Annotated in this window: 10 protein-coding genes; all 10 read right to left on the bottom strand. The window is 70.1% G+C overall.

Annotation, left to right across the window (positions count from 1 at the left end):
- Positions 1–138: 138 nt before the first annotated feature.
- Positions 139–1,422, bottom strand: a complete 1,284-nt coding sequence (locus KBY19_RS19985) for a hypothetical protein (RefSeq protein ID WP_210955333.1) — start codon at positions 1,420–1,422, stop codon at positions 139–141.
- A 78-nt stretch (positions 1,423–1,500) separates the two neighbouring features.
- Complete coding sequence (locus tag KBY19_RS19980) at positions 1,501–3,426, bottom strand: TIGR03960 family B12-binding radical SAM protein (RefSeq protein WP_185016840.1); 1,926 nt, start codon at positions 3,424–3,426, stop codon at positions 1,501–1,503.
- Between the two features lie 149 nt (positions 3,427–3,575).
- Positions 3,576–4,775 (bottom strand): rod shape-determining protein RodA, encoded by a 1,200-nt coding sequence (gene rodA, locus KBY19_RS19975; RefSeq protein WP_099880788.1) that lies wholly within the window; start codon positions 4,773–4,775, stop codon positions 3,576–3,578.
- Complete coding sequence (gene mrdA / locus KBY19_RS19970) at positions 4,772–7,081, bottom strand: penicillin-binding protein 2 (protein ID WP_185016841.1); 2,310 nt, start codon at positions 7,079–7,081, stop codon at positions 4,772–4,774. Before mrdA ends, rodA begins: the two co-directional genes overlap by 4 nt.
- A 79-nt stretch (positions 7,082–7,160) precedes the next feature.
- Positions 7,161–7,883, bottom strand: coding sequence for a rod shape-determining protein MreD (mreD, locus tag KBY19_RS19965; protein ID WP_210955332.1), 723 nt, complete (start codon positions 7,881–7,883; stop codon positions 7,161–7,163).
- Between the two features lie 5 nt (positions 7,884–7,888).
- A complete protein-coding gene (mreC, locus tag KBY19_RS19960) occupies positions 7,889–8,824 on the bottom strand; it encodes a rod shape-determining protein MreC (protein WP_099886492.1) in 936 nt (311 codons plus the stop codon).
- Positions 8,825–8,949: 125 nt separating this feature from the next.
- Complete coding sequence (locus KBY19_RS19955; protein ID WP_099886493.1) at positions 8,950–9,969, bottom strand: rod shape-determining protein; 1,020 nt, start codon at positions 9,967–9,969, stop codon at positions 8,950–8,952.
- Positions 9,970–10,226: 257 nt separating this feature from the next.
- The gene (gene ndk / locus KBY19_RS19950; protein ID WP_099880794.1) at positions 10,227–10,640 is read right to left on the bottom strand and encodes a nucleoside-diphosphate kinase; all 414 of its coding nucleotides are present in this window, start codon (positions 10,638–10,640) and stop codon (positions 10,227–10,229) included.
- Positions 10,641–10,782: 142 nt separating this feature from the next.
- Positions 10,783–11,145, bottom strand: a complete 363-nt coding sequence (locus KBY19_RS19945; RefSeq protein WP_210966334.1) for a DUF4233 domain-containing protein — start codon at positions 11,143–11,145, stop codon at positions 10,783–10,785.
- Positions 11,146–12,675: a folylpolyglutamate synthase/dihydrofolate synthase family protein gene (locus KBY19_RS19940; protein WP_099880798.1), complete on the bottom strand. Its 1,530-nt coding sequence runs from the start codon at positions 12,673–12,675 to the stop codon at positions 11,146–11,148.
- Positions 12,676–12,799 lie beyond the last annotated feature (124 nt).

The raw sequence follows: 12,799 nt of genomic DNA, 5'->3' as shown, positions 1-12,799 counted from the left end.
CTTGCCCAGTGGTTCTCTCCTCGGTGCCGGGCGGTGCGCGAAGGCGCGACCGTCCATGTCTGATGGGTTCGGCTATGCGTCGTGTACGAAGGCGGAAGTCCGCACCGACCAGGCCGACGCCCTCCGTGTCGAGGCGCCTCACCTGCGGCCTTCGCGACCGGGCGGCACCCCGGCGGACGGCCGGGAAGCCCGGGTTCGTGCGGATGATCCTGGTGCCCAGGGTACGCGGCTGCCCTGGGGCAGCGGCTCCCGCTCCTTCGAGCGGGGCACTCCCTGGGCCTCGGGCCGGGGGGCTCCCCGCAGGGCACGCCGTATCTCTGCCCGTGTCGCGCGCATCGATTCCCGCGCCGAGCGAAGCGCGTCCCGCACCGGCCGTCCGGCAGCCCTCAGGCCGCGGCCCGCCGTACGCCCCACCGCACGTGCCGCGGTGGCGAGCGGGCGCCACAGCCGGTCGCGCAGCGCCCGTCCGAGGGGGGCCAGCAGGTAGCGCCACAACCCCACGAAAGGGGCCACCAGCAGCACGTACGCCATCCGTCCGAGGAACCGGAAGACCACCACCGTCACCCGGCCGGCCACCTGCCAGGCGATGACGAGGGCGGCGGCGATCTCCCGTACGACCAGCGCGACGCCCCGCCCGAAGGGGGCGAGGACCCAGCTGTGGAGGGCCAGAGCGGGCACCACGAGCAGATACCGGCCCAGCCACGCCAGCGCGGCACCGGTTCCGCGCACCACGGCCACCGCCGCGTGCCCGAGAGGGGTCAGCACCCAGCGGTAGAGGCCCACCACCGGCGCCACCACCAGCCACCGCCACAGCCAGGCGGCGGCCGCGGCCACGCCCCGCCCCACCGGGGCCAGCACATACCGCCACAGCAGCACCAGCGGCAGCAGCACCAGCTGCCGCCCCAGCCAGGACAGCCCGCCGCCGAGCCCGCGCAGCACGGCCAGCAGCGCGTGGCCGAGCGGGGTGAGCAGGCAGGCGTACGCCCAGGCCGACGGGGCGACGATCAGCGCCCGGACCACGAAAGCGACGGCGGCGGCGACACCACGTCCGGCCGGAGCGACCGCGTACCGCCACAGGGCGACCCACGGCCACACGAAGAGGGCCTTGCCCGTCCATACCAGCGCGATCCCGACGCCCCGGCACACCGGCGCGAGGACGGCACGCCACAGGCTGCTCGCCGGGGCGACGACGAGTGTGCGCCACAGCCACGCCAGCGCGCGCCCGGCCGGAACCAGCACTCCGCGCCGCAGGGCCCGTCCCACCAGCACCAGCCCGTCCCACACCATCCTCACGGGCAGGACCAGCACGAACATCACGATGCGCACCGGCAGCCGCACCGCGGCCGTCAGGCACCCTTCGGGTTGCTTCGTGTCCGCGGCGGCGCCGTGGCGCGGCCGATATCCGTGCTGGTACCCGTTCACGCTGGTGGGGACGGGCCGAGCCCGCCGGGCGGTTCGGCCGGGGGTGTGGCGATCCGGTAACGGCCGCGGCGCGGCCGGCTACTTCACCACGGTCAGCGGCAGCAGCTTCTTGCCCGTGGGCCCGATCTGGATCTCGGTGTCCATCTGCGGGCACACGCCACAGTCGAAGCAGGGGTCCCAGCGGCAGTCGGGGACCTCGGTCTCGTCGAGGGCGTCCTGCCAGTCCTCCCAGAGCCAGTCCTTGTCGAGCCCCGAGTCGAGGTGGTCCCAGGGGAGCACCTCCTCGTAGGAGCGCTCGCGGGTGGTGTACCAGTCGACATCGACGCCGGTGCCCTCCAGCGCCTTGGCGGCCGACTCCATCCACAGGTCGTAGGAGAAGTACTCGCGCCAGCCGTCGAACCGGCCGCCGCGCTCGTAGACCTCGCGGATCACCGCGCCGATGCGGCGGTCACCGCGGGAGAGCAGCCCCTCGACGATGCCGGGCTTGCCGTCGTGGTAGCGGAAACCGATCGAGCGGCCGTACTTCTTGTCACCGCGGATCTTGTCGCGCAGCTTGGCCAGCCGGGCGTCGGTCTCCTCGGCGGACAGCTGCGGTGCCCACTGGAAGGGGGTGTGCGGCTTGGGGACGAAGCCGCCGATGGAGACCGTGCAGCGGATGTCGTTGGATTTGGCGACCTCGCGGCCCTTGGCGATGACGTTGACCGCCATGTCGCCGATCTGCAGCACGTCCTCGTCGGTCTCCGTGGGCAGCCCGCACATGAAGTACAGCTTCACCTGGCGCCAGCCGTTGCCGTAGGCGGTGGCGACGGTGCGGATCAGGTCCTCTTCGGAGACCATCTTGTTGATGACCTTGCGGATGCGCTCGCTGCCGCCCTCGGGGGCGAAGGTGAGGCCGGAGCGGCGGCCGTTGCGGGTCAGCTCGTTGGCCAGGTCGATGTTGAAGGCGTCCACGCGGGTGGAGGGCAGGGACAGCCCGACCTTGTCCTCCTCGTAGCGGTCGGCCAGGCCCTTGGCGATGTCACCGATCTCGCTGTGGTCGGCGGAGGAGAGGGAGAGCAGACCGACCTCCTCGAAGCCGGTGTTCTTCAGCCCCTTGTCGACCATGTCGCCGATGCCGGTGATGGACCGCTCCCGCACCGGACGGGTGATCATGCCCGCCTGGCAGAAGCGGCAGCCACGGGTGCAGCCGCGGAAGATCTCCACCGACATCCGCTCGTGCACCGTCTCCGCGAGGGGGACCAGCGGCTGCTTGGGGTAGGGCCACTCGTCCAGGTCCATCACGGTGTGCTTGCTCACCCGCCACGGGACGCCGGAGCGGTTGGGCACGACGCGGGAGATCCGGCCGTCGGCCAGGTATTCGACGTCGTAGAAGCGCGGTACGTAAACGCCGCCGGTCTTGGCCAGCCGCAGCAGCAACTCGTCGCGGCCGCCCGGGCGGCCCTCTGCCTTCCAGGCCCGGATGATCCCGGTGACCTCCAGCACGGCCTGCTCGCCGTCGCCGATCACCGCGACATCGAGGAAGTCGGCGATCGGCTCCGGGTTGAACGCCGCGTGTCCGCCCGCCATCACGATCGGGTGGTCCTCGGTGCGGTCCTTGGCCTCCAGCGGGATACCGGACAACTCGAGAGCGGTCAGCAGGTTGGTGTAGCCCAGCTCGGTGGAGAAGGAGACCCCGAACACGTCGAAGGCGCCGACCGGGCGGTGCGCGTCGACGGTGAACTGTGGGACCTGGTGCTCCCGCATCAGCTTCTCCAGGTCCGGCCAGACGCTGTAGGTGCGCTCGGCCAGGACGCCCTGGCGCTCGTTGAGCACCTCGTAGAGGATCATGACGCCCTGGTTGGGGAGGCCCACCTCGTAGGCGTCCGGATACATCAGAGCCCAGCGGACGTCCGCCTCGTCCCATTCCTTGACGGTGGAGTTCAGCTCGCCGCCCACGTACTGGATCGGCTTCTGAACGTGCGGGAGGAGGGCCTCTAGCTGGGGGAAGACCGATTCGACGGGCATGTGGGGCGCGCTTTCTGCGGGTGCCCCGGCCGGAGCCGGGGAGGGGGACAGGGCCAGTCGTCCAGAGTAACGGTTGGTCACGCCCGCCCTGTCGGCTGCTCGGCGGCCGGGGGGCCGCGCACCGCCCCCCGGCCCCGGCAGACCGGGACTTATGCCGCTATCGGCCGCTGCGTCCGGATCGACTGCAGCAGCCCCACCGCGATCCACACCGCGAACATCGAGGTACCGCCGTAGGAGACGAACGGCAGCGGCAGACCGGCCACCGGCATGATGCCGAGCGTCATTCCGATGTTCTCGAACGCCTGGAAGGCGAACCAGGCGATCACCCCGGCCGCGACGATGGTGCTGTACAGCTCGGTCGACTCGCGGGCGATCCGGCAGGCCCGCCAGATCAGGATGCCGAGCAGGACGAGGATCAGCCCGCCGCCCACGAAGCCCAGCTCCTCGCCGGCGACCGTGAAGACGAAGTCGGTCTGCTGCTCGGGGACGAACTGGCCGGTCGTCTGGGTGCCCTCGAAGAGGCCCTTGCCGGTGAGGCCGCCGGAGCCGATGGCGATGCGGGCCTGGTTGGTGTTGTAGCCGACGCCGGCCGGGTCGAGCGCCGGGTTGGCGAAGGCGGCGAACCGGTTGATCTGGTACTCGTCGAGCAGCCCCAGCGCCCACACCAGCACCGCTCCCCCGGCACCCGCCAGGCACAGCCCGATGATCCAGCGGTTGGAGGCGCCGGAGGCGAGCAGCACGGCCAGCACGATGATGACCAGCACCATCACGGAGCCGAGGTCGGGCATCATCAGGATGATCGCGATCGGCAGCGCCGCCATGGCGAGCGCGTGCAGCACGGTCCGGTGGTCGGGGTGCTCCCGGTCGCCGGCGTCGACCTTGGCGGCGAGCAGCATCGCCATGCCGAGGATCACCGTGATCTTGATGAACTCGGCGGGCTGGACCGTGAAGCCGCCGCCGAGGTTCAGCCAGGCCCGCGAGCCGTTGATCGTGGCGCCGAGCGGGGTGAGGACGCAGACGGCGAGCAGCACGGTGATGCCGTAGAGCACCGGTACGACGCTGCGCAGTCTGCGGTGGCCCAGCCAGACGGTGCCGATCATCAGCGCGATACCGATACCCAGGCTGATGACGTGCCGCACCAGGAAGTACTGCGGGTCGCCCTGGTTGAGCTCGGTGCGGTTGCGGGTGGCGGAGTAGACCAGGAGCGAGCCGATGACCGCGAGCGCGACACCCGACAGCAGGATCATCCAGTCCATCCGCCACACGATCGAGTCACGTGCGGTCAACCGGTCCCAGGCCGAGCGGCGGCGTGGGCCGTAGCCGCCGAGGGCGAACGTCCTAGCGCTCATGGGCGCTCACCTCCGGCCAGTTCACGGGCGTCGCTGACCTGCCGGGCCCCGTCTCTGCGGCGCTGCTGCTGCTCGCCCTCGTTGCGTGCGACCGCGGCCTCGCCGCGGGCCCGTGGCGTCTCCCCCGGGGGTGAGGCGGTGGGGCTGCGGTCGGTGGGCGAGGCGGACGGGCTCGCGGACTTCTTGTCCGCGGGCCGCTTGTCGCGCTCGGCGACGATGGTGCCGTTTTTGTCGATCTTCGGCAGACCGGTCTCGGGCTTGGGCAGCAGCGCCTTGCTCTTGTCGATGCCGCCGTCCTTCCCGACGCCGTACATGGCGTCGTAGATGTTGCGCACGGCGGGCCCGGAGGCGCCGGAGCCGGTACCACCCTGGGAGATGGTCATCACGATGGTGAAGTCGTCGGTGTAGGTGGCCAGCCAGGAGGTGGTCTGCTTGCCCGCCACCTCGGCGGTACCGGTCTTGGCGCGCAGCTTGATCTTGTCCTGCGGCCAGCCCGCCTCGCCGAACCGCCAGGCGGCCGAACCCCGGGTGGCCACCCCCTGGAGGGCCTTGTCCATCTGGCGGAGCGTCTTGTCGCCCAGCGGCAGCTTCCCGTGGGGGTTCGGCTTGATCTCCTTGACGGACTTGCCGTCGGCACTGACGACGGCCTTGCCGAGGGTGGGGTCGTACATGGTGCCGCCGTTGCCGAGCGCCGCGTAGATGGTGGCCATCTGGATCGGGGTGACGAGGGTGTCGCCCTGCCCGATGGAGTAGTTCACGCTGTCACCGGCGCGCATCTTCATACCGGAGACGCAGTTCTCCTTGGCGATCTTCTCGGCGTAGCTGGGCGTGCCCTTGGCGTTGTCGGCCTGCTTGCACCAGGCGTCCTTGTTGGCCTCCCAGTAGTTCTTCTTCCACTCCCGGTCCGGGACCCGGCCCTTGACCTCGTTGGGGATGTCGATCCCGGTCTTCTTGCCGAGACCGAACTGGTGTGCGGCCTTGTAGAACCAGTCCTTGGCGCCCTTCTTGGGCAGGTTCCCGCCGTCCTTCTTCCACTCCTTGTAGGCGAGGCGGTAGAAGACGGTGTCGCAGGAGACCTCCAGGGCGCGGCCGAGGTCGATGTTGCCGTAGCCCTTGGACTCGTAGTTCTTGAAGACCTGGCCGCCCACCTCGAAGTCCGAGGAGCAGTTGTACTTGCCGTTGAACGGGTAGCCGGCCTTGACCGCGGCGGTGGTGGAGATGACCTTGAAGATGGAGCCCGGCGCCGCCAGGCCCTGGATGGCGCGGTTCAGCAGCGGATAGTTGGACTTCTTCCCGGTGAGCTTGGCGTACTCCTTGCCGGAGATGCCGCCGACCCAGGCGTTGGGGTCGTACTCGGGGTTGGAGGCCATGGAGACGACACGGCCTGTCTTGTTCTCCATCACCACGACGGCACCGGCGTCCGCCTTGTAGTTGCGGCCGGTGTTCTTGTCGAACTCCTTGCGGGCGTTCTTCATCGCCTGGTCGAGCTGCTTCTCGGCCACGGCCTGGACCCGTGAGTCGATCGAGGTGACCAGGTTGGAGCCGGGGCGCGCCTTGTCGCTCTCGGCCTCGCCCATGACCCGCCCGAGGTTGTCCACCTCGTAGCGGGTGACGCCCGAGGAGCCGCGCAGCTCGCTGTCGTAGGCCCGCTCCAGGCCGTTGCGGCCGATCTCGTCGGAGGGGAGGAAGGGCGAATCGGTGTCCTTGGCCTTCTCGATCTCCTCGTCGGTGACGGGCGAGAGGTAGCCGAGCGCCTGCGAGGTGTCGGCCCCGTACGGTGCCGGATAGCGGCGGACGGCCTCCGGCTCGGCGGTGATCCCGGGAAAGTCCTCCGAACGCTCCCGGATCTGCAGCGCCTGCTGGGGCTTGGCGTCGTCGGTGACCGGGATCGGCTGGTAGGGCGACCCGTTCCAGCACGGCTGCGAGGTGTCCGCGTCGCAGAGACGGACCTTCTCCTTGACGGTCTTGGGCGACATGTCCAGGACCTTGGCGAGCCGTTCGAGGACGGCCTTGCCGTCGTCGTCCTGCTTCATCAGCTCGGTGCGGGAGGCGGAGACCACCAGCCGGGTCTCGTTGTCGGCGATGGGCACACCGCGCGCGTCCAGGATGGCGCCGCGCGTCGCGGGCTGGACCACCTGCTGGACGTGGTTGCCCTTGGCCTCCTTCTGGTATTCGTCGCCGTTGCGGATCTGCATGTACCACAGCCGGCCACCGAGGGTCAGCAGCAGCGACACCACCAGGATCTGGATGACGACCAGCCGAATGGTGACGCGGGAGGAACGACCGGTCTCGGGGATATTCGTCACGGCGCGTAGCGCCTCCTTGTGGGGCGGTGGTCGGGCTGGGGGCACCCCCGGCCGGAGGCTGGGGGAGGGTGGGCATTCGTCACAGCCGCTTGACCCCCTTGATCTTGCCCGCCTTGCTGCGGCCGCCCAGGCTCACCGTCTTGTTGCGGGGGGTGCGCTTCCCGGCCTTGACGCCCTTGCCGCCCTTACTGAGCAGGCTGCCGCCGGCCGAGGCGCTGAAGCCGGCGCCCGAGGTGAGCCACCCGTAGGCGCGCATACCGCCGTCCGCGCTGCCGCCGCCGGGCTCGGCCCCGATCGGGTCCTTCTCGCCGCGCCGCGCCAGCGACATGATCAGCGGCACCACGAACGGCGCCAGCAGCAGGTCGTAGATGGTGGCGGTGATCAGCAGCCCGCTGAGCCCGACCTGACGGGCCACGGTGTCCCCGACCAGCGCACCGACGCCCGCGTACAGCAGTGTGGAGCCGATGGCGGCGGAGGCGACCACCAGCATGGGCACGGTGGCCGAGCGGTGCTGGCCGGCCTCCGGCTTGGTCAGCCCGGCGGCGTAGCCGATGAGGCAGAGCACCAGCGCGTAGCGGCCAACGGCGTGGTCGGCGGGCGGGGCGATGTCGGCCAGCAGCCCGGCGCAGAAGCCGACGAGCGCGCCCGCGGTGTGGCCGTACACCAGGGCGAGGGCGAGCACGACCAGCAGCAGCAGGTCCGGTACGGCCCCGGGGAGTTGGAGTCTGGCCAAAACGGTGACCTGGAGCATCAGGGCGACGACCACGAGAGCGGCCGAGAGCAGCATCCGGTTGAGGTACACGGGGATCAGCTCCTGGGCGAGGGCGTACCGCTGGGCGTCTTGGTCACGGTCACCGTGGGGGCGGGCTTGGGTTTGGGCGGGTTCTTGGTTTCGAGAACCTTGTCGCGCGGGTCCTTGCGCGGCGGTTTGACGACGACGCCGACCACGTCGAGCCGGGTGAAGCCGACGTAGGGCCGCACCCGGACCGTACGGGTGAGGTCGCCCTTGTTCCGGTTGACCTTGGTGACCTCGCCCACCGGGACGCCCGGTACGAACGGCTTGTCGTTGCTGGAGCCGAAGGTGACCAGCCGGTCGCCCTTCTTGACCTTGGCCTTGCCGTTGAGCAGCTGGACATTGAGCGCGTTGCCGCCGCGTCCGGTGGCGAAGCCCAGCTCGTTGCTCTTCTCCAGCCGGGTACCGACGGTGAAGTCGGGGTCGTTGGCGAGCAGCACCGTGGAGGTGCTGGGGCCGACGGTGGTGAGGCGGCCGACCAGCCCGTCGCCGTTGAGGACGGTCATGTCGCGGCGCAGCCCGTCCTCCCGGCCGGCGTCGATGGTGACGGTCCAGGAGAAGCCCTGGGCCGCCCCGATCGCGATGACCTGGGCGCCCTTGACGCCGTAGCCGCCCGCGCCGGCGGTCTTGAGGAGCTTGTCGAGCTCGTTGGCCCGTGAGCGGTTGCGGTCGGTGGAGCCGAGCTTCTGCCGCAGCGCCGCGTTCTCCTGCTCCAGACGGCTGAGTCTGTCGTGGCGGGCACCCGAGTCACGGACAGCGGCAATGGCGTTGCCGACCGGGTCGACCGCCGTGGCCATGCCGTTCTCTACCGGGCCAAAGACGGAGGCGGCCGACCGCCGCGCTCCGTCGAGCGGAGACTGCTCGCCCCCTCTGAGATCCACCGTGATCAGTGCGAACGCGATGGCGATCAGCAGGACGAGCAGCAGCCGACTTTCTCGGGTGTCCCTCACGTGCGGCGGCCGTGCCTTTCTCTGGGGCAGCCCCGCGTCCGCGGGGTGCATTGGCGGGGGCCGCCACTGCGTTCGAACGACCCGCCGCTGAACGGTCAGTTATTGCGAGCAGATGCCCGTGGCGCTCAGCGGCGCGGCTGGGCGTCGAGCACCTGCTGGAGCGCCTCGAACTCCTCCACGCACTTGCCGGAGCCCAGCGCGACCGAGTCCAGCGGGTCCTCGGCGATGTGGATGGGCATGCCCGTCTCGCGGCGCAGCCGCTCGTCCAGGCCGCGCAGCAGGGCGCCACCACCGGTGAGCACGATGCCGCGGTCCATCACATCGCCGGACAGCTCCGGCGGACACTTGTCGAGGGTGGTCTTGACCGCGTCGACGATCGCGTTGACCGGCTCCTCGATGGCCTTGCGGACCTCGCCCGCGGAGATCACCACCGTCTTGGGAAGCCCGCTGACCAGGTCACGGCCGCGGATCTCGGTGTGCTCGTCCTTGTCGAGGTCGTGCGCCGAACCGATGGTGATCTTGATGCTCTCGGCGGTGCGCTCGCCGAGCAGGAGGCTGTACTCCTTCTTGATGTGCTGGATGATCGCGTTGTCGAGCTCGTCGCCCGCCACCCGGATCGACTGCGCGGTGACGATGCCGCCCAGCGAGATCACAGCGACCTCGGTGGTGCCGCCACCGATGTCCACCACCATGTTGCCGGTGGCCTCGTGGACCGGCAGTCCGGAGCCGATCGCCGCGGCCATCGGCTCCTCGATGATGTGCACCTGACGGGCACCCGCCTGAGTGGACGCCTCGATGACGGCGCGGCGCTCGACTCCGGTGATACCGGAGGGCACACACACCACCACGCGGGGCCGGGCGAGATAGCGCCGCTTGTGGATCTTCAGGATGAAGTAGCGGAGCATCCGCTCGGTGATCTCGAAGTCGGCGATGACGCCGTCCTTCAGGGGCCTTACGGCCACGATGTTGCCAGGGGTGCGGCCGATCATTTTCTTCGCCTCGGCGCCGACCGCCAGGATTCCGCCTGTGTTGGTGTTGATCGCGACGACGGACGGCTCGTTGAGGACGATCCCGCGACCCCTGACGTACACCAGCGTGTTGGCGGTCCCGAGGTCGACAGCCATATCACGGCCGATGAACGACATGTTGGTTCCCATGGATGCGTCTGGCCTTCCAAGTGGGGCGATGTGGTGTGCGGCTACGGAAGGAGGTGGACTACCGCGCTGGCATGCTCAAAGCGCGAGGCTTCCATCGTAGACGCGCTTGCTCGAACACGTGGAGACGGTTCCTCCGCCATTGTCGGCGGAAGTCCGAACGGCCACCGTAATGGTGACGTCGTGTCGGAGCCGAGCCCCGATCCATTCCGCCTCGGGCGGTCGATCCGGCGTCGGGCGAGGTCGGCTCAGGAAAAAGCGGGGAAGAAAATCTTCATCTCCCGCTCGGCGGACTCCTCCGAGTCCGAGGCGTGAATCAGGTTCTCCCGCACGATGGTCCCGAAATCGCCGCGCACCGAGCCGGGAGCGGCCGCGATCGGGTCGGTCGGACCCGCCAGCGCGCGGATTCCCTCGATCACCCGTTCGCCCTCGACGACCATGACGACGGACGGGCCCGAGGCCATGAACTCCATCAGCGGCTCGTAGAAGGGGCGGCCCTCGTGCTCCGCGTAGTGCTGCTCCAGCGTGGCGCGATCCAGCGTGCGCAGCTCCATGGCCGCGATGGACCAGCCCGCCTTGCGCTCGATACGGCCGATGATCTCGCCTACCAGGCCACGGCGGACCGCGTCGGGCTTGAGGAGGACGAGGGTGCGCTGGCTCATGTGTGCGGCTCCTTGGCTGCGGTCATACGGTGAGCAGAGGCTACCTGCGGCCAGCGGCCGCACTGACGGCGGGGATCACTTTTCCGCCGCTCTGCGCCGCACCTCGCGCCCCTTTTCACGCCCCTGCCGCGCGCCTTCGGCGTCAGGCCGTCGGTTCGGCCTCGGCCGCGGGTCCGGTTTCGGCCGCGAAGCGCGCCTTCGCCTCGTCGACCTTCTTGCCGAAGTGCACCGAGGCCCACCACAGCCCCGCGAAACAGGCGCCGAGGAAGAACATCGCCGGGACCACGAATCCACTGGCGATCAGCCCGATCTGCAGCGCCCAGCCGAGCTGGACGCCACCCGGTCGGGCGATGAAGCCGCACAGCAGTACGCACAGCGCCATGGCGATTCCGCTGACCGTCCAGACGGTCGCCGCCGAAAGGTCACTCGTTTGCATCGCGACCAATCCGGCGAACCCGATCACGAAGAACTCACCGATCAGCGTGGACGCGCACAGCGTTCGCATCTACTGCCTCCCTCCCAGCAGCAGCCGGGCCTCGCCGACAGTGATGACCGAGCCGGTGACCAGCACCCCGGCCCCCGCGTACTCGCCCTCCTCCTCGGCGAGGGTGACGGCCTCCTCCAGCGCCGCGTCCAACCGCGGCTCGACCTGCACCCGCTCGTCGCCGAAGACCTCGACGGCGACGGCGGCCAGCTCGTCCACGTCCATCGCGCGATGGCTGGAGTTCCGGGTGACGACGACCTCGGCGAAGATCGGCTCGAACGCCTCCAGCAGCCCGCGTACGTCCTTGCCCGCGCTGGCCCCGACCACGCCGACGAGCCGGCTGAAGTCGAACGCCTCGCTGACGGCCTGCGCCGTGGCCTGCGCCCCGCCCGGGTTGTGCGCCGCGTCCAGCAGCACCGACGGGCTGGTGCGCACCAGCTCCAGCCGGCCCGGCGAGGAGACCGAGGCGAACGCCTGACGCACCACATCGATGTCCAGGGTGCGGGCCTGCTGCTGGCCGATACCGAAGAACGCCTCGACGGCGGCGAGCGCCACACAGGCGTTGTGCGCCATGTGCGCGCCGTGCAGGGGCAGGAAGATGTCCGGGTACTCGCCGCCCAGCCCCCGCAGGGTGAGCTGCTGTCCGCCGACGGCCAGCTGCCGGTCCGCGACGCCGAACTCCATGCCTTCACGGGCGACGGTGGCGTCCACCTCGACGGCCTTCTTCAGCACCACGGACGCGGCTTCCACCGGCTGCTGGGCCAGCACCACGGTGGCGTCCGGCTTGACGATCCCGGCCTTCTCCACCGCGATCCGCTCGGGCGTGTCGCCGAGCCGGTCGGTGTGGTCGAGGGAGATGGGGGTGATGACGGCGACGCCCGCGTCGATGACGTTGGTCGCGTCCCAGGTGCCGCCCATCCCGACCTCGACGACGGCCACATCCACCGGCGCGTCGGCGAACGCGGCGTACGCCATACCGGTGAGCACCTCGAAGAAGGAGAGCCGGTACTCCTGCTGCGCGTCGACCATCTCGACGTACGGCTTGATGTCCTGGTACGTCTCGATGAAGCGCTCGGCGGAGACCGGCGCGCCGTCGACGCTGATGCGTTCGGTGACCGACTGCACATGCGGCGAGCTGTAGCGCCCGGTGCGCAGCTCGAAGGCGCCGAGCAGCGCCTCGATCATGCGGGCCGTGGTGGTCTTGCCGTTGGTGCCGGTGATGTGGATGGACGGGTAGGAGCGCTGCGGCTCGCCCAGCACGTCCACCAGCGCGGCGATACGCTGCACCGAGGGGTCCAGCTTGGTCTCGCCCCAGCGGGTGGCCAGCTCCTCCTCGACCTGGCGCAGTGCCCGGTCGACCTCGGGGTCCTCGGGCCTGGCCGGCACCACCTCCGGCTGCGGGGGCCCCGCCTGGGCGCGCAGGGTGCGGCTGCCCGCCTCGATCACCGCCAGATCGGGGTCGCGGTCGGTCTCCGCACCGACGATCTCCTCGAAGGAGGAGGGATCGGGCGAGTCGGGCTCGGGTTCGTGGGGCTGGGACGCGTCGCTCACGCACCCCAGTCTACGGAAGAGCTCCGCATGGTTTCCCGGCCGTAAGGGGAGACCTCCGCATGGATTTCCCGCCGCAACGGCGACCCACCGCGTACGACCTGACCGGCGGATGCCCGACCGGCTC

Origin of the sequence: Streptomyces sp. B15, from assembly GCF_018070605.1 — a bacterium.
Classification (GTDB): Bacteria; Actinomycetota; Actinomycetes; order Streptomycetales; family Streptomycetaceae; genus Streptomyces; species Streptomyces smyrnaeus.
The sequence above is the reverse complement of the archived record's forward strand: the minus strand, read 5'-3'. Positions and strand labels throughout refer to the sequence as shown.